We start from the raw sequence: 18,727 nt of genomic DNA, 5'->3' as shown, positions 1-18,727 counted from the left end.
AGGGGTCAGGGCGTGCCGTGCGCCGTCGGCGTACGGACCACCCGCATCGCCCAGACGGAGTGGCCGGGCAGCTGTGCGGGGCCCGGCGGCAGCGCGGTCGGCTGCGGGGGAGTGCCGGTCGGGTACTCGGTGGCCAGCACCAGCTCGTAGCCGTCGCCCCAGGGCGCGCCCGGGAGGACGACGTCGATCGGGTCGGCGCCTGCATGCAGCCAGATCAGCCACGAGTCGTCGAGCACCGGCCGCCCCCGCTCGTCGCGGTGCCGCAGGCCCCGGCCGTCCAGGTACATCCCGAGGGTCTGCAGGCCGGTGTCGAACCAGTCGCTGCTGGTGAGCTGGTGCCCGCCGGGGGCGAACCAGGCCAGGTCGCGGGTGCCGCCCGTGCCGGCGATCTCGGTGCCCTCGAAGAAGGCCTCCTGCCGCAGCACGGGGGAGCGGCGCCGCAGCCCGACCAGGGTGGACACGAAGCTCCACAGGTCGGGGTCGATGGCACCCCAGTCGAGCCAGGAGACCTCGTTGTCCTGGCAGTAGGCGTTGTTGTTGCCGCCCTGGGTGCGCCCCAGCTCGTCACCGGCGGTCAGCATCGGCACCCCGGTCGACAGCAGCAGCGTGGCCAGGTGGTTGCGCACCTGCCGGGCGCGCAGCTCGCGCACCGCGGGGTCGTCGGTCGGGCCCTCGACGCCGCAGTTCCAGTTGCGGTTGTGGCCCTCGCCGTCCCGGTTCTCCTCGCCGTTGGCCTCGTTCCGCTTCTGCTCGTAGGTGACGAGGTCGGCCAGGGTGAACCCGTCGTGGGCGGTCACGAAGTTGACCGAGGCGAAGGGACGCCGGCCGTCGGAGCGGTACAGGTCGGAGGAGCCGGTGAGCCGGTAGGCCAGGTCGCGCACCCCCACCTGGGCGCCGGACCAGACGTCGCGCACGGTGTCCCGGTACTTGCCGTTCCACTCCGTCCAGGGCGGCGGGAAGTTGCCGACCTGGTAGCCGCCCTCGCCGACGTCCCACGGCTCGGCGATCAGCTTCACCGTGCTGACCACCGGGTCCTGGTGCACGACGTCGAAGAAGGCCGACAGCCGGTCGACGTCGTGCATCGACCGGGCCAGGGCGGAGGCGAGGTCGAACCGGAAGCCGTCGACGTGCATCTCGGTGACCCAGTAGCGCAGCGAGTCCATCAGCAGCGCCAGCACCGGGGGACGGCGGACGTCGAGGGTGTTCCCGCAGCCGGTGTAGTCGGTGTAGCGCGACAGGTCGTCACCGCTGCCGGGGCCGCCCAGCCGGTAGTAGCCGGCGTTGTCGATGCCGCGGAAGGACAGGGTCGGCCCGGTGTGGTCGCCCTCGGCGGTGTGGTTGTAGACGACGTCCAGGATCACCTCGATGCCCGCGGCGTGCATCGCCTTGACCATCGCCTTGAACTCGGTGACCTGCTCACCGCCGGTGCCCGCCGAGCTGTAGGCCGCGTGCGGGGCGAAGTAGCCGAGCGTGTTGTAGCCCCAGTGGTTGGTCAGCCCGCGGCGGAGCAGGTGTGGCTCGCTGACGAAGTGGTGCACCGGCAGCAGTTCGACCGCGGTTACCCCGAGGGACAGCAGGTGCTCGACGAACGCCGGGTGGGCCAGGCCCGCGTAGGCGCCGCGCAGCGCCGAGGGGACGTCGGGGTGGCTCATCGTGGCGCCCTTGACGTGCACCTCGTAGATGACCGTGTCGCTCCACGCGGTGCGCAGCACGCGGTCGCCGTCCCAGGGGAACGAGTCGTGGATGACCACCCCACGGGGCACGAACGGCGCCGAGTCGGTCGGGTCGGCGGCGGACGGGTCGGCCGGGGACCAGCCGAAGAGGGCGTCGTCCAGCACGAGCTCGCCGTCCACGGCCCGGGCGTAGGGGTCCAGCAGCAGCTTCGCCGGGTTGTACCGGGCGCCGGAGGCGGGGTCGTGCGGGCCGTGCACCCGGTAGCCGTAGCGCTGGCCGGGGCCCACGCCCGGCAGCCGGCCGTGCCACACCTGGTGGGTGGTCTCCTGCAGCCGCTGCCGGTGCTCGGTGCCATCGGGGTCGAACAGGCACAGGTCGACCGCGGACGCGCCGGCCGACCACAGGGCGAAGTTGGTGCTCGTGCCGTCCCAGTGGGCGCCCAGCGGCGCCGCCGAACCGGGCCACACCTCGACCGGTCGGTCACTCGTCCATGCGGTCACCCCGGCATCGTGCCCGACGACGGGCCCGCACCCGGTGACCACGACGCGCGGCGGGTTGGTTGGATGGCAGGCGTGTGGACTGAGCCGGTCGTCGAGATCCGCGGAGTGGACGTCGTCCGGGGCCAGGCGCACCTGTTGCGCGCGGTCGACTGGACCGTCCGGCCCGACGAGCGCTGGGTGCTGCTGGGCCCCAACGGGGCGGGGAAGACGACGCTGCTGCAGCTGGTCGGCGCGCAGCTGCACCCCACCCGTGGGGAGGTGGGGATCCTCGGCGAGACCCTCGGCGCGGTCGACGTCTTCGAGTTGCGCCCGCGGATCGGGCTGACCAGCGCGGCGCTGGCGCAGCGGATCGGCCCGGGCGAGCGGGTCGGCGACGTCGTGGTGAGCGCCGGGTACGCCGTCGTCGGCCGGTGGCGGGAGCGCTACGACGTGCACGACCTGACCCGCGCGGCGCTGCTGATGCAGCAGTGGGGCGTGGCCCGGATGGCGCACCGCCCCTTCGGCACGCTGTCGGAGGGGGAGCGCAAGCGCACCCAGATCGCCCGCGCACTGATGACCGACCCGGAGCTGCTGCTGCTCGACGAGCCCGGCGCCGGGCTGGACCTGGGCGGCCGGGAGGACCTGGTCACCCGGCTGTCGGACCTGGCCCGCGACCCGAACGCACCCGCGCAGGTGCTGGTCACCCACCACGTCGAGGAGATCCCGCCGGGGTACACCCACGCGCTGCTGCTGCGCGGTGGTGAGGTGGTCGGCTCCGGCCCGGTGGACGACGTGCTGACCGCGCCGCTGCTGTCGGACGCCTTCGGTCTGCCGCTGGACGTGCAGCGCGAGAACGGGCGGTTCACCGCCCGCCGCGCCACCTAGGGTCTGACCCATCACCGATCCCGGACACCGACGTCCCGCAGCACACGGAGGCCCGCATGGCAGCGCCCGAGTTCGTCACCCTCCAGGTCGAGGACGGCGTCGGCACCATCCGGCTCGACCGGCCGAAGATGAACGCGATCGACGAGCAGCTGCACTGGGAGGTGCGGGCCGCGGCGCTGGAGGCGGGCAAGGACCCCGAGGTGCGGGCGGTCGTCCTCTACGGCGGGGAGCGGGTGTTCGCCGCCGGGGCCGACATCAAGGCGATGTCCCAGCTGACCGGCGCGAGCATGGTCGCCTGGGGCCGGGAGCTGACCGCCTCGTTCACCACGGTCGCCCACATCCCGAAGCCGGTGATCGCCGCGATCACCGGCTACGCCCTCGGCGGCGGCTACGAGCTGGCGTTGTGCGCCGACTTCCGGATCATGGGCCGCGACGCGAAGGTGGGGCAGCCGGAGATCCAGCTCGGGGTGATCCCGGGCGCCGGCGGCACCCAGCGGCTGGCCCGGTTGGTCGGCCCGGCCAAGGCCAAGGACCTGGTGTTCACCGGCCGGCACGTGGGCGCCGAGGAGGCACTGGAGATGGGGCTGGCGGACGCCGTCGTCCCCGACGACGAGGTCCACGCGACCGCCGTGGCGATGGCCCGGAAGTTCGCGGCCGGTCCGCCGCTGGCGCTGGCCGCCGCGAAGCGGGCCATCGACGAGGGCCTGGACGGCAGCCTGGCGGCCGGCCTGGAGCTGGAGAGCCGACTGTTCGCCGAGCTGTTCGACACCGAGGACCAGGCGACCGGGATGCGCTCGTTCCTGGAGAGCGGCCCGGGCAAGGCGACCTTCACCGGCCGCTGAGCACCCGGCGCCGCCGGGGACGGGCATGCGGCACCATGCCCCGGTGACCGCCGTGCGCCCCACCGACGTCGACCGCTCCGACCCGGGCGGGCGGGCCTGGGTGGAGCGGGCAGTCGCGCTGGTGGAGGCCGACGCGCACCGGTCCGCCGACACCCACCTGCTGGTCTACCCGCTGCCGCCGGAGTGGGGCATCGACCTGTACCTGAAGGACGAGTCGACCCATCCCACCGGCAGCCTCAAGCACCGGCTGGCGCGCTCGCTGTTCCTCTACGCGCTGTGCTCGGGGCAGCTGCACGAGGGCAGCACCGTGGTGGAGGCCTCCAGCGGGTCGACGGCGGTCAGCGAGGCCTACTTCGCCCGGATGCTCGGCCTGCCCTTCGTCGCGGTGATGCCGGCGAGCACGAGCGCGGAGAAGATCGCCCTCATCGAGTTCCACGGGGGCCGCTGCCACCTGGTGGCCGACGCCGGCACCGTCTACGACGAGGCCCGGCGGATCGCCGCGGAGACCGGCGGTCACTACCTCGACCAGTTCACCAACGCCGAGCGGGCCACCGACTGGCGCGGGAACAACAACATCGCCGAGTCGGTCTTCGAGCAGCTGAGCCGGGAGCGGCACCCCGTCCCGGAGTGGGTCGTCGTCGGCGCCGGCACCGGCGGCACCAGTGCCACGATCGGCCGGTACGTCCGGTACCGCCGGCTGCCCACCCGGCTCGCCGTCGTCGACCCGGAGGGCTCGGCGTTCTTCCCCGGTTGGCGGGACGCCGACCCGGCCACCACCGGGCGGGGCTCGCGGATCGAGGGCATCGGCCGGCCCCGGGTGGAGCCCTCGTTCGTGCCGACCATCGTCGACCGGATGGTCTGCGTGCCCGACGCCGCCTCGCTGGCGGCCATGCGACACCTGGAGCGGGTCGCCGGGCGCCGGGCCGGCGGCTCGACCGGCACCAACCTGTGGGGCGCGTTCGGGCTCATCGCCGAGATGCTCGCCGCCGGCCGCACGGGCAGCGTGGTCACGCTGTTGTGCGACGGCGGGGAGCGCTACGCCTGCACCTACTACGACGACGCCTGGGTGACGGCGCAGGGCCTGGACCTCGCACCGCACACCGCCGTCCTCGAGCACTTCGCCCGCACGGGGGAGTGGACAGCCGCCGGGTGAGCCGGGTCACCCGGCCCCGCCCTCCCCGTCGGGTGTTACCCGCAAGTAGCCTCGATGATCGGCACGAGGCGGGCCTCGCCCGCGCCCACCCGAACCACCGCGGAGGTTGGTCTGACGATGAACATCGTCGTTCTGGTCAAGCAGGTCCCCGACTCCGGCAGCGAGCGGAAGCTGGACCCGTCGGACAACACCGTCGCGCGGGCCACCGCCGACAACGTGATCAACGAGATGGACGAGTACGCCATCGAGGAGGCGCTCACCGTCAAGGAGGCGCAGGGCGGTGAGGTCACGGTCCTGACCGTCGGTCCCGACACCGCCACCGACGCCATCCGCAAGGCCCTGTCGATGGGCGCGGACAAGGCCGTGCACGTCAGCGACCCGGCGATCCACGGCTCCTGCGCCGTGCAGACCAGCGCCGTCATCGCTGCCGCGCTGTCGCAGCTGGAGTACGACCTGGTGCTGTGCGGCGCCGAGTCCACCGACGGTCAGGTCTCGGTGATGCCGGCGCTGCTGTCGGAGCGGCTGGGCATCCCGCAGCTGTCCGGCGCCCGCAAGCTGACGATCGAGGGCTCGATGGCCAAGATCGAGCGGCAGACCGACGGCGGCTACTGGGAGGTCGAGGCGCCGCTGCCGGCGATCGTCTCCACCTGGGACACGATCAACGAGCCGCGCTACCCCTCCTTCAAGGGGATCATGGCGGCCAAGAAGAAGCCGGTGGAGACCAAGACCCTGGCCGATCTCGGCATCGACGCGTCGACCGTGGGCCTGGCCACCGCCACCAGCAAGGTCGTCGACTTCGCCGGCCGCCCGCCCAAGGGCGAGGGCGTGAAGGTCGCCGACGAGGGCGACGGTGCCGAGAAGCTGGTCGGCTACCTGGCCGCCCAGAAGATCGTCTGACCGGCTGCGACCGTGCTGAAGACTCAGAGCTGAGGAGAGAACAGACATGGCAGAGGTCCTGGTCCTTGCCGAGCTCAACCCCGCCGCCGGTGGGCCCCGCAAGTCGACGCTGGAGGCGCTGACCGCCGCGCGTGCGCTCGGTGAGCCCGCCGCCGTCGTCATCGGCGCCCCCGGCACCGCCGCGGGCATCAAGGACGTGCTGGCCGAGTACGGCGCGGCGAAGGTCTACGTCGCCGAGTCCGACGACGTCGACGCCTACCTGGTGGCCCCCAAGGCCGAGGTGCTGGCACAGCTGGTCGCTGAGAAGTCGCCGGCCGCGGTCGTCATCCCGTCCTCCCCGGAGGGCAAGGAGATCGCCGGCCGGCTGGCCATCAAGACCGGCAGCGGCTTCCTGACCGACGTCACCGAGATCGCCGCCGACGGCACCGCCACCCAGGTGGCGTTCGCCGGGGCGACGATCGTGCACTCGCAGGTCACCGTCGGCACGCCGATCTACACCCTGCGCGGCAACTCGGTCACCCCCGAGCCGGCCCCGGCCGCCGGCACCGAGGAGACGGTGCAGGTCGCCGTCTCCGAGGCCGCCAAGCAGACCCGGGTGCTCGACCGGGTCGTGGAGCAGAAGTCCAACCGCCCGGAGCTGACCGAGGCCGCGATCGTCGTCTCCGGCGGTCGGGGGGTGGCGAGTGCGGAGAACTTCTCGGTGATCGAGGGGCTGGCCGACTCCCTCGGTGGCGCCGTCGGCGCCTCCCGCGCCGCCGTCGACTCCGGCTTCTACCCGCACTCCTTCCAGGTCGGGCAGACCGGCAAGACGGTCTCGCCGCAGCTGTACATCGCGGTGGGCATCTCCGGGGCGATCCAGCACCGGGCCGGCATGCAGACCTCGAAGACCATCGTCGCGGTGAACAAGGACCCCGAGGCGCCGATCTTCGAGCTCGCCGACTTCGGCGTGGTGGGCGACCTGTTCACCGTCGTCCCGGCGGCCACCGAGCAGATCAGCGCCCGCAAGTAGCAGGAGGACCCTCCTGCTCCCTCGCGACGAGGGGCCGCAGGAGGGTCGCCCCAGCACGTCGCGTCGGGCGCCGGCCTCCGGGTCGGCGCTCGGCGCACGTCGCGGCCACAGGCACGAGGAGGCGGGAAGGCCGTGCGCACTTCCACCTGTCGGACACGATCGGGTTGCCCCCGGCGGGCGAGGCCTACGCTGGCTCTGCCATGACCTACCTCGACCACGCGGCGACGACCCCGATGCTGCCGGTCGCGCTCGCGGCCATGACCGAGCAGCTGGCCCGGGTGGGCAACGCCTCCTCCCTGCACGCCAGCGGCCGCGAGGCCCGGCGGGTGGCCGAGCAGTCGCGGGAGCGCCTGGCTGCGGCCCTGGGGGCGCGGCCGTCGGAGGTGCTGTTCACCGGTGGTGGCACCGAGGGGGACAACCTCGCGGTCAAGGGGCTGTACTGGGCCCGCCGCACCGCCGACCAGGGACGTCGCCGGATCGTGGCCAGCCCGGCCGAGCACCACGCCGTCCTCGACAGCGTCGAGTGGCTGGAGAAGCACGAGGGCGCCGAGGTCACCTGGCTGCGGGTCGAGCCGACCGGCCGGGTCACCGCCGACGCGCTGGCCGACGCCCTCGGCGACGGGGGGGACGTCGCCCTGGCCACCGTCATGTGGGCGAACAACGAGATCGGCGCCGTCAGCGACCTGACCGCGCTGGCCGCCGTCGCCCACGAGGTCGCGGTGCCGTTGCACACCGACGCGGTGCAGGCGATCGGCCAGTCGCCGCTGGACTTCGCCGCCAGCGGCGTCGACGCCCTGACCATGACCGGGCACAAGGTGGGTGGCCCGATGGGCGCCGGTGCGTTGCTGCTGCGCCGGGACGCCGAGTGCACCCCGCTGCTGCACGGTGGCGGGCAGGAGCGCGACGTCCGGTCCGGCACCCTGGACGTCGCCGCGATCGTCGGGCTGGCCGCGGCCACCCACGCCACGGTCGCGGACCGGGCCGAGCGCACGGCGCGGGTGGCCGCGCTGCGCGACCGACTGGTCGCCGGGGTGGTCACCGAGGTGCCCGACGCCCAGCTCAACGGCCCACCGCTGGACGACGTGGTGGCCGGTGGTCCCGGGCGGCTCCCGGGCAACGCGCACCTGTCCTTCCCCGGTGCGGAGGGCGACGCGCTGCTCATGCTGCTGGACGCCCGGGGCATCGAGTGCTCGACCGGGTCGGCCTGCAGCGCAGGCGTCGCCCGGCCCAGCCACGTGCTGCTGGCCGCCGGCGCCGACCCCGCCCGGGCCCGCAGCTCGCTGCGGTTCAGCCTGGGGCACACCTCGACCGACGCCGACGTGGACGCACTGCTCGAGGTGATCGGCCCGGTCGTGGAGCGGGCCCGCCGGGCCGGGACCGGGCGGCGCTGAGATGCGACTGATCGCCGCCATGAGCGGGGGAGTGGACTCCGCGGTCGCCGCCGCACTCGCCGTCGAGGCGGGGCACGACGTCACCGGCGTGCACCTGGCGCTCTCACCCGACCGGCAGACGCTGCGCAGCGGTGCCCGAGGGTGCTGCAGCGTCGAGGACTCCCACGACGCCCGGCGGGTCGCCGACGAGCTGGGCATCCCGTTCTACGTCTGGGACCTGGCCGACCGGTTCCGTGAGGACGTCATCGACGACTTCGTCGCCGAGTACGCCGCCGGCCGGACCCCGAACCCCTGCCTGCGCTGCAACGAGAAGATCAAGTTCTCTGCGGTCCTCGACCGGGCCCGGGCGCTGGGCTTCGACGCCGTCGTCACCGGACACCACGCCCGGCTGGCCGACGGCGAGCTGCGTCGCTCGGTCGATCCCGCGAAGGACCAGTCCTACGTGCTCGGCGTGCTCACCGCCGAGCAGTTGGCCGGCGCCGTCTTCCCACTCGGCTCGATGACCAAGGAGCGGGTGCGGGAGCTGGCGGCCGAGCGCGGCTACGCGGTGGCCACCAAGCCGGACTCGCACGACATCTGCTTCATCTCCGACGGCGACACCCGCGGCTTCCTCGCCCGGAAGCTGGGTGAGCAGCCCGGCCCGGTCGTCGACGCCGCCACCGGCCAGACCGTCGGGACGCACGCCGGCGCGCACGGCTTCACCATCGGCCAGCGTCGTGGGCTGGGTGTCACCGTCGGTGACCAGCGCCCGCGGTACGTGCTCGGGATCGAGCCGGTCAGCCGCACCGTGACGATCGGCACGGCGGACCAGGCGGAGGTCGACGAGGTGCGCACCGGGACGCCCACCTGGACCGGGCCGGTGCCCGACCTGCCGTTCCGGGCCCAGGTGCAGCTGCGCGCCCACGCCGCGCCGGTCGCCTGCGAGGTCTCCCTCGCCGAGGACGGCGGGCTGTGCCTCGTGCTGGGGGAGCGCCAGCGCGGAGTGGCCCCGGGGCAGTCGGCCGTGCTGTACGCCCCGGACGCCGAGCGGGGTGACCTGGTGCTCGGACAGGGCACCGTGATGCGTGCCGGTGAACGGCCGGAGACCGCACTGAGCTGACCGTCGCCGGTGCGGGAGGGACGGCGGGCTACGGTCGGCACGTGACCTCGGCGACGCACCTCCCGGACGACAGCAGTGAGCCGGGCGCCGACGGCGAGGTGCGGTCGGCGCTCCCGGTGTGGGGGCCGGCCACCGGGGTCGGGTCCCTGCCCGGCACCGACCCGGTCGAGGCGATGCGCCTGGTCGTCGGCGAGCTGCCGGACCTCCCGCACCTGCCCGAGCTGCCCGGCCGCGGCGCCGGGTCGGACCTGATCGGTCGCGCGGCCGCACTGCTGGTCGACCTCTACGTGGACCTCACCCCGGCTGGCTGGCGGCTGGTCGCCCGTCCGGGCGCCGACCTGCGCCGGGCCCGGGAGGCACTGGCCCGCGACCTGGACGCCCTCTACGAGGTGGCCGAGCGCTACGTGGGGCCGTTGAAGATCCAGGTGACCGGTCCGTGGACCCTGGCCGCCGGGCTGGAGCGCAGCCGTGGCGACCGGGCCGTGGTGGACGCCGGGGCGCGCCGCGACCTGGCGCAGTCCCTCGCCGAGGGGATCGGTGCCCACGTCGCGGCCGTCTCCGCCCGGGTGCCCGGGGCCTCGGTCCTGGTGCAGCTGGACGAGCCGTCGGTGCCCGCCGTGCTGCAGGGCGGCCTGCCCACCGTCAGCGGCTTCGGCAAGCTGTCGGCGATCGAGTCGAACGTCGTGGAGGAGCAGCTCGCCGGGCTCGTCCGCCAGGTGTCGGCGCCGGTCGTGGTGCACTGCTGTGTCCAGCGCGCTCCGCTCGACCTCTTCCGGGCCGCCGGGGCGCAGGGGCTCTCCTTCGACCTGGGCCTGGTGCAGGACCTCGACGCCGTCGGCACCGCCATCGAGGCGGGCACCCACCTGCTCGTGGGCGTCGTCCCCGGCACCGACACCGACCTGGGCCGGCCGAAGGCGACCGCCAGCCGCGTGCAGGCCTGGTGGCGGGAGCTGGGGTTTCCGGCCGAGGAGCTGGCCGGCGCGGTGACGCTCACCCCGTCCTGCGGCCTGGCCGGGGCGAGTCAGGGCTACGCCCGGACGGCGATGGCACACGTCCGCGAGGCCGCGAAGTACCTGCTGCCGGAGTGACGCCCCGGTCGAGCCCAGGCTGCCGACCTCGCTGACCGGGCTCCGTCGTCTCCGTGAGCGCCCACTGGGCGGCGGCATCCCGCGCCTGCGCCGACGTGGCGCGGCGGTCGTCGAGGAGCGGCTGGAGAGCGCGGTCGACACCGAGTGCACCAGGCAATGGTGTCGTCCGGGGCGGTGGCGGGTGTGCTGGACCGACCCTGTCAAGGGGCGACGGCAATCTGTGGACAGGCCTCTGACCTGCACCTTAGTGTTGCTCGGGGTCCTCGACGGCGGTAGTATTCGTACAAGCGTTCGAATGCTGTAGGAGGTGTCGTGAGCGAGTTGATGTCGGCTCTGGACGCCCTCGCGTCGGACGATCTCCACTCGCTCACGGACGGGCAGGTGCTGGACCGGACGGCGTTCCTGGTGCAACTGGTCAACCGTGCGTCGGCGGAGTTGACCCGCACGGTCCGGCGCGCGGACTCCACGCAGGCCGCGGAGCGCGACGGGTTGAAGTCGATGCGGTCATGGCTGATCGGGCACGCGCGGCTGTCGCAGGCGGAGGCGTCGCGGATCCTGCGGTCGGGGCGGGCGTTGGAGCACTTCCCGGCGCTGGCGGCCGGGTTCGCCGACGGGCAGATCACCGCGGCGCAGGTGGACGTGGTCGCCGGTGCCGTGGGGGAGCGGGAGCGGGCGCAGGCCGCCGAGCAGGGCATCGACCTGGCCGCGTTCGACCAGGTGTGGGCGCGCGTGGCGGCCGAGTCGCCGCACCAGTCGCTGGTCGCCGCGGTGCAGGCATTCGAGGACGCGCTGGACCCCGACGGCCCGGAGCCGGATGCGACGGAGGGTCGCCGGCTCGCGATCGCCAAGCACGCCGACGGCAGCATCACCGGCCGGTTCGACCTGGATGCGGTGGGTGGGGAGAAGGTGCAGGCGGCGATCGAGTCGATCGTGCAGGCCGACCGCCCCAAGGGTGATGCGCGGACCCGGGCGCAGCAGAACGCCGACGCGCTCGTCCAGCTGTGTGACAACCAGTTGGCCAGCGGTCAGCTGCCGATCCTGCGCACGGTGAAGCCGCACGTTGTGGTCGGCATCGACCTCGATGACCTGGTCGACCCGGCCATGGGTGCCGGTGCGGCGGGGATGGGTTTCGGGGCGACGATCTCCGCGGCGCGGGCTCGCTACCTGGCTTGTGACGGCAGCATCTCCCGGATCGTGATGGGTTCCGACGGCGTGCCCCTCGAGCTCGGCCGGGACCACCGGGTGGTCACCCCCGGGCTGCGGAAGGCCGGCGAGCGGCGGGACAAGGCCTGTGTGTTCGCCGGCTGTGGGGCCCCGTCCTGGTGGTGCGACGTCCACCACCTCATCCACTGGCTGCACGGCGGCGAGACCTCGCTGGGGAACTCAGCGTTGTTGTGCGAACGGCACCACACCAAGGTCCACCACGGCTTCCGGGTGGAACGCCCACCGGACGGGCGATGGCGCACCTACCGCCCCGACGGCACCGAGATCCTCATCGGGCTACCGCTGTAGCAGCGTAGGAGGCTGCTCGTCGGGCTACCGCTGTAGCGGCGTAGGAGGCTGCTCGCTGCCCGAGGTGGCGCGCTGCCGTTTCCCGTCGGAGCCGCCGGATAACGTCTCGTCCGTGAGCAGCGAGGCAGGGGAGCAGGACACGGTGGAGCGGGCCGACCAGCCCACGGTCGAGGCGGCCGTCGACCGGCAGGACGTCACCGAGGTGCCCGACGAGGCCCGCACCCGGCACCGCGACCTGTCCGAGGAGCTCGACCGGTACGCCTTCGCCTACTACGTGCAGGACGCCCCGCTGGTCAGCGACGGCCAGTACGACGAGCTGATGGGCGAGCTCAAGGCGTTGGAGGCGGCCCACCCCGCCCTGCTGACACCGGAGTCGCCCAGCCAGAAGGTCAACGGCGGCTTCGGCGCCACCTTCGCCCCGGTCACCCACCCGGAGCGGATGCAGAGCCTGGACAACGCCTTCTCCTCCGACGAGCTCTCCGCCTGGGCCGCCCGCGCGGAGCGGGACGGTGCCGCCGGCGCCGGCTACCTCTGCGAGCTGAAGGTCGACGGGCTGGCCATCGACCTGGTGTACGAACGCGGCCGACTGATCGGTGCGGCCACCCGCGGCGACGGGACGACGGGGGAGGACGTCACCGCGAACGTGCGCACCCTGGCCGTCGTCCCCCAGCAGCTGACCGGCGACGACGTGCCGGAGTTCCTGGAGGTCCGCGGCGAGGTCTACTTCCCGGTCGCCGCCTTCGCCGAGGTCAACGCCGGGCTGGTGGAGGCGGGCAAGCCGCCGTTCGCCAACCCGCGCAACGCCGCGGCCGGCTCGCTGCGGCAGAAGGACGCCCGCGAGACGGCGAAGCGCCCGCTCAGCATGGTCGTGCACGGCATCGGCGCGCGCCGCGGCTTCGAGCCCGCCCGCCAGTCCGAGGCCTACGAGCAGTTGCGCGCCTGGGGGCTGCCGGTCAGCGAACGGTACGAGGTGGTCGACGACCTCACCGGCGTCTGGGCCTACATCGAGCGGTACCGCGAGCAGCGGCACGCCGTCGAGCACGAGATCGACGGCGTCGTCGTCAAGGTCGACCAGGTCTCCCTGCAGCGCCGGCTCGGGTCGACCAGTCGCGCGCCGCGGTGGGCCATCGCCTTCAAGTACCCCCCGGAGGAGGCGACGACGAAGCTCCACGACATCCGAGTCAACGTCGGCCGCACCGGGCGGGTCACCCCGTTCGCCTACATGGAGCCGGTGAAGGTCGCTGGGTCCACCGTGCAGCTGGCCACGCTGCACAACGCCAGCGAGGTCAAGCGCAAGGGCGTGCTGATCGGCGACACGGTCGTCATCCGCAAGGCCGGCGACGTCATCCCCGAGGTGCTCGGCCCGGTGGCCGCGGCCCGCGACGGCTCCGAGCGGGAGTTCGTCTTCCCCACGCACTGCCCCGAGTGCGGCACCGAGCTGCGGCCGGAGAAGGAGGGCGACGCAGACATCCGCTGCCCGAACGCCCGCTCCTGCCCCGCCCAGCTCCGGGAGCGGGTCTTCCACGTCGCCGGCCGCGGCGCCTTCGACATCGAGGTGCTCGGCTACGAGGCGGCGACCGCCCTGCTGGAGAGCCGGCTGCTCGCCGACGAGGGCGACGTCTTCACCCTCGACGAGGACGCGCTGTGCCGCACCGACTTCTTCACCAAGAAGGACGGCACCCTCTCGGCCAACGGGAAGCGTCTGCTGGCCAACCTGCAGACCCGCAAGGACGTCCCGCTGTGGCGGGTGCTCGTGGCGCTGTCGATCCGGCACGTCGGCCCCACGGCGGCCCAGGCGCTCGCCCGGGAGTTCCGCTCGGTCGACCGGTTGATGGCCGCGAGCGAGGAGGAGCTGGCCGCTGCCGAGGGCGTCGGGCCGACCATCGCCACGGCGGTGCGGGACTGGTTCACCGTCGACTGGCACCGCGACGTGGTGGAGAAGTGGCGGGCCGCGGGGGTGCGGCTGGCCGACCCCGAGTCCGACTCCGGGCCCGGGCCGCTGACCGGCATCACCGTCGTCGTCACCGGCTCGCTGCGCGACCACAGCCGGGACCAGGCGATCGCCGCCATCCAGGAGCGCGGGGGCAAGGTCACCGGCTCGGTGTCGAAGAAGACCGGCTTCGTCGTCGTCGGCGCCGATCCCGGCAGCAAGTACGACAAGGCCGTCGCGGTGAAGGCGCCGGTCCTGGACGACGACGGCTTCACGGTCCTGCTCGAGCAGGGGCCGGACGCCGCCCGCGAGGTCGCCACCATCGGCGACGGCGCGGAGCCGGCGGACAGCTGAACCGTCGCCCCGGCGGGCCGGAGGGCTACGGCGGGGGCAGCCGGGCGACCGTGGCGGCGAGCCCGGTCAGGTGGGCCAGCCGCAGCAGCTCCGACCGGCGGAACACCGGTCCGCCGGACCGGCCGAGCAGCACCGCGGTGCCCTCGGGGTCCAGCGGCGCGGCCATCATCTCCACCGCCATCTCCTGCCAGCGCAAGGGCACCCAGTCGCCGTCGCTGGGCAGCAGCAGGGGCGTGGTCAGCGGCAGCCACGGGGGGCGGACGCTGTCCAGCGACGGTGCGGCGGCGGAGGCGGCCAGCACGGTGAGCTGGTCCGCGGAACCGGCGAGCACCACCGCCCACCCACTGCGGAACACCCGGGGGAGCTCGGCGGCCAGCACCTTGGCGGTGCCCGCCCCGGCCGGGGTCAGCGCCTCGAGCAGCTCCAGCTCCCGGTGGGTGTCCATCGGACCGGCGAAGGGGCGCAGCGACTCGACCTGCACACCCGGCACCGCGGTGGCGGCGGTGATCAGGCTGTCGGCGACCCGGTCGGCGGGGAGCTCCACGACGACGTCGTCGACGGCGACACCGTTGCCGCGCTCCAGGACGTCGACCGAGACGATGTCGATGCCGGCCTGGCCGAGCGCCGTGGCGACGGCGCCCAAGGTGCCGGGCCGGTCGGGGACGACCAGCCGCAAGAGGTAGGACACGGATCCCCCCGGACGTCGTGCTGAGGCGGAGCCGATCACCGTCGATCGCGGACAGGGGGAGCCTGCCGCATGGAGGGGTCCCGGACCAACCCGGCTCGCGGTCGGGCGGCCCGGTCGCGCCACGTAGAGTGGCTGAGTCCTGGAGCGAGTCGAGGCCGGGCCCGTCCGGCCGGCGAAGTGGGGTCCCAGCGCAGCATGAGCAGCATCTCCCGTTCCGACGTCGCACACCTGGCGCGTCTGTCGCGCCTGGCCGTCACCGACGAGGAGCTCGACCGGTTCGCCGGCCAGCTCGACCAGGTGCTCGCCGCCGTCGCCCGGGTCGGTGAGGCCGCGGTGGCCGACGTGCCGCCGATGACCCACGCCGTCCCGCTGACCAACGTGCTCCGCCCCGACGAGGTGACCCCCAGCCTGTCCCGCGACGTCGTGCTGGCCGGTGCGCCCGCCGCCGAGGACGGCCGCATCCGCGTGCCGCGCATCCTGGGGGACGCCGAGTGACCGGCACCAGCAGTGACCTGACCCGCGCCGACGTCGCCGAGCTGTCCCGGCTGCTCGGCTCCGGTGAGGTGAGCGCCGTCGAGGTGACCCGCGCGCACCTGGACCGGATCGCCGCCGACGACGGCCGGCTCGGCGCCTACCTGCACGTCGAGGACGACGCCGCGCTCGCCGCGGCCGCCGCGGTCGACCAGGCCCGCGCCACCGGCGCCGAGCTCGGCCCGCTGGCCGGCGTGCCGCTGGCGCTGAAGGACCTGGTGGTCACCGAGGGCGTGCCGACGACGAGCGGCTCGAAGATCCTCGAGGGCTGGCGCCCGCCGTACAGCGCCACGGTCGCCACCCGGCTCGCCGAGGCCGGCACCGTGCTGCTGGGCAAGACCAACATGGACGAGTTCGCGATGGGCTCCTCCACCGAGAACTCCGCCTACCAGGTGACCCGCAACCCCTGGGACGCCGACCGCATCCCCGGCGGCTCCTCCGGCGGCTCCAGCGCCGCGGTCGCCGGGCACCTCGCGCCCTGGTCGATCGGCACCGACACCGGCGGCTCCATCCGGCAGCCGGCCGCGCTCACCGGGCTGGTCGGGCACAAGCCGACCTACGGCTCGGTCTCCCGCTACGGCCTGATCGCCTTCTCCTCCAGCCTGGACCAGGCCGGGCCGATGGCCCGCACGGTGCTGGACGCCGCGGTGATGCACGAGGTCATCGGCGGTCACGACCCGCGCGACTCCACCAGCATCGACACCCCGCTGGCCCGGCTGGCCGACGCCGCGCGGGAGGGTGCGGCCGGCGACCTGCGCGGCGTGCGGGTCGGGGTCGTGCGCGAACTCGGCGGTGACGGTCACGCCGAGGGCTACGAGCCCGGCGTCCTGGCCCGCACCCGCGAGGCGATCGAGGTGCTGGCCGGGCTGGGCGCGGAGGTCACCGAGGTCTCCTGCCCGTCCTTCGACCTGGCGCTGCCCGCCTACTACCTGATCGCGCCGAGCGAGGCCTCCAGCAACCTGGCCCGCTACGAGGGCGTCCGGTTCGGCCTGCGGGCCGGTGACGACGGCAGCCGCGACCTGGACGAGGTCATGGCGATCACCCGGGAGCAGGGCTTCGGCCCGGAGGTCAAGCGGCGGATCATCCTGGGCACCTACGCGCTCTCCAGCGGCTACTACGAGGCCTACTACGGCCAGGCGCAGAAGGTGCGCACGCTGATCACCCGCGACTTCAGCGCCGCCTTCGCCGACGTGGACGTGCTGGTCAGCCCCACCACCCCGACCGTCGCCTTCCCGATCGGGACCCGGGTCGACGACCCGATCTCGATGTACGCCGCCGACCTGTGCACCCTGCCGGCCAGCCTGGCCGGCCTCCCGGCGATCTCGGTGCCGAGCGGGCTGTCCGAGGGGCTGCCGGTGGGGCTGCAGGTGATGGCCCCGGCGCTGGCCGACGACCGCTGCTACCGGGTCGCCGCCGCACTCGAGGCCGCGCAGGACGCCGCCCGCGGCCACCGGCTGCTCGACGAACTGGGCGCCACAGCGGGTGCCGCGTGAACGGGCCCATGAAGGCCGCCTGGGGGCTGACCGTCTTCGTGATCGTCGCCGGCGCGGTGCTCTGGGCCGTCACCGGCCAGGTGATCTTCGCCGTCTTCATCGTGCTGGGCGTGCTGACCGCGATCGGTGCCTGGTTCACCACCCGCAGCGCCGCCACCGGCTCGACCACGACGTCCCACCCGGAGGAGAAGCCATGACCAGCACCGCCGACCGGCTGGTCGAGTTCGACGACGTCCTGACCCGCTACGAGCCGGTCATCGGGCTGGAGACCCACGTCGAGCTGGGCACCGCCTCCAAGATGTTCTGCGGCTGCGCCACCACCTTCGGTGCCGAGCCCAACACCCAGACCTGCCCGGTGTGCCTGGGCATGCCCGGCTCGCTGCCGGTGGCCAACGCCGCCGCGGTCGAGGCGACCATCAAGATCGGCCTCGCCCTGGGCTGCCGGATCGCGAACTGGTCGCGCTTCGCCCGGAAGAACTACTTCTACCCCGACATCCCCAAGGGCTTCCAGACCAGCCAGTACGACGAGCCGCTGTGCGTCGCCGGCCACCTGGACGTCGAGGTCGACGGGACGACGCACCGCGTGGAGATCGAGCGGGTCCACCTGGAGGAGGACACCGGCAAGAACCTGCACGTCGGTGGCGCCACCGGGCGCATCCACGGCGCCGACCACTCGCTGATCGACTTCAACCGGGCCGGCATCCCGCTGGTCGAGATCGTCACCCGCCCGGTGCCCGGCGCCGGCCGGCTGGCCCCCGAGGTCGCCCGCGCCTACGTCACCGAGCTCCGCGAGATCGTCCAGGCACTCGGCGTCTCCGACGTCCGGATGGAGCAGGGCAGCCTGCGCTGCGACGTCAACATCTCGCTCAACCCGGTCGGCGACCTGGAGTGGGGCACCCGCACGGAGACCAAGAACGTCAACTCGCTGCGGTCGGTCGAGCGCGCCGTCCGCTTCGAGATGCGCCGGCAGGCCGCCGTCCTCGACGGAGGCGGCCGGATCGTGCAGGAGACCCGGCACTTCCACGAGGACACCGGCAGCACCTCCTCCGGGCGCAGCAAGGAGGAGGCGACCGACTACCGGTACTTCCCCGAGCCCGATCTGGTGCCGCTGGCGCCCGACGCGGAGTGGATCGAGAAGCTGCGCGCCGAGCTCCCCGAGCTGCCCGCCGCCCGGCGCGCCCGGCTCCAGCAGGAGTGGGGCATCTCCGGCACGGAGATGACCTGGCTGGCCAACGCCGGTGCGCTCGGCCTGGTCGAGCAGACCGTCGCCGCCGGCGCCACCCCGGGTGACGCCCGCAAGTGGTGGCTGGGCGACCTCGCCCGCCGGGCCAACGAGGCCGGCACCGAGCTGGGCGAGCTGGCGATCACCCCGGCGCAGGTGGCCGAGCTGGTCGGCCTGGTCAACGCGGGCACCATCAACGACGGGCTGGCCCGCCAGGTGCTCGACGGCGTGCTGGCCGGCCAGGGCGGCCCGGCGCAGGTCGTCGAGGCGCAAGGGCTGGCGGTGATGGGGGAGTCCGACGAGCTGGTCGCCGCCGTCGAGGCCGCGATCGCCGGCGCCCCCGACGTCATCGCCAAGGTCAAGGCCGGCAAGGTCCAGGCGCTGGGTGCGCTCGTCGGGGCGGTCATGAAGACCACCCGCGGCAAGGCCGATGCCCCCACGGTGAAGCGGATGCTGGAGGAGCGGGTGCTGGGCTCCTAG

16 protein-coding genes are annotated in these 18,727 nt (G+C 73.7%); 14 read left to right on the top strand and 2 right to left on the bottom strand.

The window, feature by feature from the left end; translation table 11 throughout:
- Positions 1–5: 5 nt before the first annotated feature.
- A complete protein-coding gene (gene glgX, locus IN07_RS21085) occupies positions 6–2,174 on the bottom strand; it encodes a glycogen debranching protein GlgX (protein ID WP_036340516.1) in 2,169 nt (722 codons plus the stop codon).
- 63 nt (positions 2,175–2,237) lie between these two features.
- Here glgX and IN07_RS21080 point away from each other — a divergent pair, with 63 nt between their 5' ends.
- From IN07_RS21080 to ligA, 10 genes are all read left to right on the top strand, one after another.
- Positions 2,238–3,038 carry an ABC transporter ATP-binding protein gene (locus IN07_RS21080; RefSeq protein WP_036340073.1) on the top strand — a complete coding sequence of 267 codons (801 nt, stop codon included), beginning with the start codon at positions 2,238–2,240 and terminating at the stop codon, positions 3,036–3,038.
- 56 nt (positions 3,039–3,094) lie between these two features.
- Positions 3,095–3,880, top strand: a complete 786-nt coding sequence (locus tag IN07_RS21075; protein ID WP_036340071.1) for an enoyl-CoA hydratase/isomerase family protein — start codon at positions 3,095–3,097, stop codon at positions 3,878–3,880.
- A 43-nt stretch (positions 3,881–3,923) separates the two neighbouring features.
- Positions 3,924–5,033 (top strand): L-cysteine desulfhydrase Cds1, encoded by a 1,110-nt coding sequence (cds1, locus tag IN07_RS21070; protein ID WP_036340514.1) that lies wholly within the window; start codon positions 3,924–3,926, stop codon positions 5,031–5,033.
- A gap of 117 nt (positions 5,034–5,150) precedes the next feature.
- A complete protein-coding gene (locus IN07_RS21065; RefSeq protein ID WP_036340068.1) occupies positions 5,151–5,930 on the top strand; it encodes an electron transfer flavoprotein subunit beta/FixA family protein in 780 nt (259 codons plus the stop codon).
- A 46-nt stretch (positions 5,931–5,976) separates the two neighbouring features.
- A complete protein-coding gene (locus tag IN07_RS21060) occupies positions 5,977–6,939 on the top strand; it encodes an electron transfer flavoprotein subunit alpha/FixB family protein (protein WP_036340065.1) in 963 nt (320 codons plus the stop codon).
- Between the two features lie 200 nt (positions 6,940–7,139).
- Complete coding sequence (locus IN07_RS21055; protein ID WP_036340062.1) at positions 7,140–8,330, top strand: cysteine desulfurase family protein; 1,191 nt, start codon at positions 7,140–7,142, stop codon at positions 8,328–8,330.
- Position 8,331: 1 nt separating this feature from the next.
- Entirely contained in the window at positions 8,332–9,429 is a 1,098-nt protein-coding gene (gene mnmA / locus IN07_RS21050; RefSeq protein WP_036340059.1) for a tRNA 2-thiouridine(34) synthase MnmA, read from the top strand.
- Between the two features lie 41 nt (positions 9,430–9,470).
- Positions 9,471–10,517, top strand: coding sequence for a methionine synthase (locus IN07_RS21045; RefSeq protein ID WP_081975598.1), 1,047 nt, complete (start codon positions 9,471–9,473; stop codon positions 10,515–10,517).
- Positions 10,518–10,829: 312 nt separating this feature from the next.
- Positions 10,830–12,029 (top strand): HNH endonuclease signature motif containing protein, encoded by a 1,200-nt coding sequence (locus IN07_RS21040; protein WP_036340056.1) that lies wholly within the window; start codon positions 10,830–10,832, stop codon positions 12,027–12,029.
- Between the two features lie 112 nt (positions 12,030–12,141).
- The gene (ligA, locus tag IN07_RS21035) at positions 12,142–14,313 is read left to right on the top strand and encodes an NAD-dependent DNA ligase LigA (RefSeq protein WP_036340053.1); all 2,172 of its coding nucleotides are present in this window, start codon (positions 12,142–12,144) and stop codon (positions 14,311–14,313) included.
- A 25-nt stretch (positions 14,314–14,338) separates the two neighbouring features.
- On the opposite strand, the gene IN07_RS21030 is transcribed toward ligA, so the two are convergent.
- Complete coding sequence (locus IN07_RS21030) at positions 14,339–15,001, bottom strand: ACT domain-containing protein (RefSeq protein ID WP_036340050.1); 663 nt, start codon at positions 14,999–15,001, stop codon at positions 14,339–14,341.
- A gap of 195 nt (positions 15,002–15,196) precedes the next feature.
- Here IN07_RS21030 and gatC point away from each other — a divergent pair, with 195 nt between their 5' ends.
- Genes gatC through gatB form a run of 4 tightly spaced genes read left to right on the top strand, consistent with a single transcriptional unit; the run spans position 15,197 to position 18,727 of the window.
- Entirely contained in the window at positions 15,197–15,496 is a 300-nt protein-coding gene (gene gatC / locus IN07_RS21025; protein ID WP_036340508.1) for an Asp-tRNA(Asn)/Glu-tRNA(Gln) amidotransferase subunit GatC, read from the top strand.
- Positions 15,493–17,025, top strand: coding sequence for an Asp-tRNA(Asn)/Glu-tRNA(Gln) amidotransferase subunit GatA (gatA, locus tag IN07_RS21020; protein ID WP_036340047.1), 1,533 nt, complete (start codon positions 15,493–15,495; stop codon positions 17,023–17,025). Before gatC ends, gatA begins: the two co-directional genes overlap by 4 nt.
- On the top strand, positions 17,022–17,222 hold the full coding sequence (locus tag IN07_RS21015) for a hypothetical protein (RefSeq protein WP_036340044.1): 201 nt from the start codon (positions 17,022–17,024) through the stop codon (positions 17,220–17,222). The genes gatA and IN07_RS21015 overlap by 4 nt, the downstream gene beginning before the upstream one ends.
- A complete protein-coding gene (gatB, locus tag IN07_RS21010) occupies positions 17,219–18,727 on the top strand; it encodes an Asp-tRNA(Asn)/Glu-tRNA(Gln) amidotransferase subunit GatB (RefSeq protein WP_036340042.1) in 1,509 nt (502 codons plus the stop codon). The genes IN07_RS21015 and gatB overlap by 4 nt, the downstream gene beginning before the upstream one ends.

The sequence above is a fragment of the Modestobacter caceresii genome, assembly GCF_000761485.1.
GTDB classification, from domain to species: Bacteria; Actinomycetota; Actinomycetes; order Mycobacteriales; family Geodermatophilaceae; genus Modestobacter; species Modestobacter caceresii.
The sequence above is the reverse complement of the archived record's forward strand: the minus strand, read 5'-3'. Positions and strand labels throughout refer to the sequence as shown.

Excerpts from the sequence above, each read along its gene's own strand:
- gatB (WP_036340042.1), top strand. The coding sequence starts at position 17,219 with ATGACCAGCACCGCCGACCGGCTGGTCGAGTTCGACGACGTCCTGACC.
- IN07_RS21080 (WP_036340073.1), top strand. The coding sequence starts at position 2,238 with ATGGCAGGCGTGTGGACTGAGCCGGTCGTCGAGATCCGCGGAGTGGAC.
- IN07_RS21060 (WP_036340065.1), top strand. The coding sequence starts at position 5,977 with ATGGCAGAGGTCCTGGTCCTTGCCGAGCTCAACCCCGCCGCCGGTGGG.
- mnmA (WP_036340059.1), top strand. The coding sequence starts at position 8,332 with ATGCGACTGATCGCCGCCATGAGCGGGGGAGTGGACTCCGCGGTCGCC.
- gatC (WP_036340508.1), top strand. The coding sequence starts at position 15,197 with ATGAGCAGCATCTCCCGTTCCGACGTCGCACACCTGGCGCGTCTGTCG.
- IN07_RS21065 (WP_036340068.1), top strand. The coding sequence starts at position 5,151 with ATGAACATCGTCGTTCTGGTCAAGCAGGTCCCCGACTCCGGCAGCGAG.
- IN07_RS21075 (WP_036340071.1), top strand. The coding sequence starts at position 3,095 with ATGGCAGCGCCCGAGTTCGTCACCCTCCAGGTCGAGGACGGCGTCGGC.
- IN07_RS21055 (WP_036340062.1), top strand. The coding sequence starts at position 7,140 with ATGACCTACCTCGACCACGCGGCGACGACCCCGATGCTGCCGGTCGCG.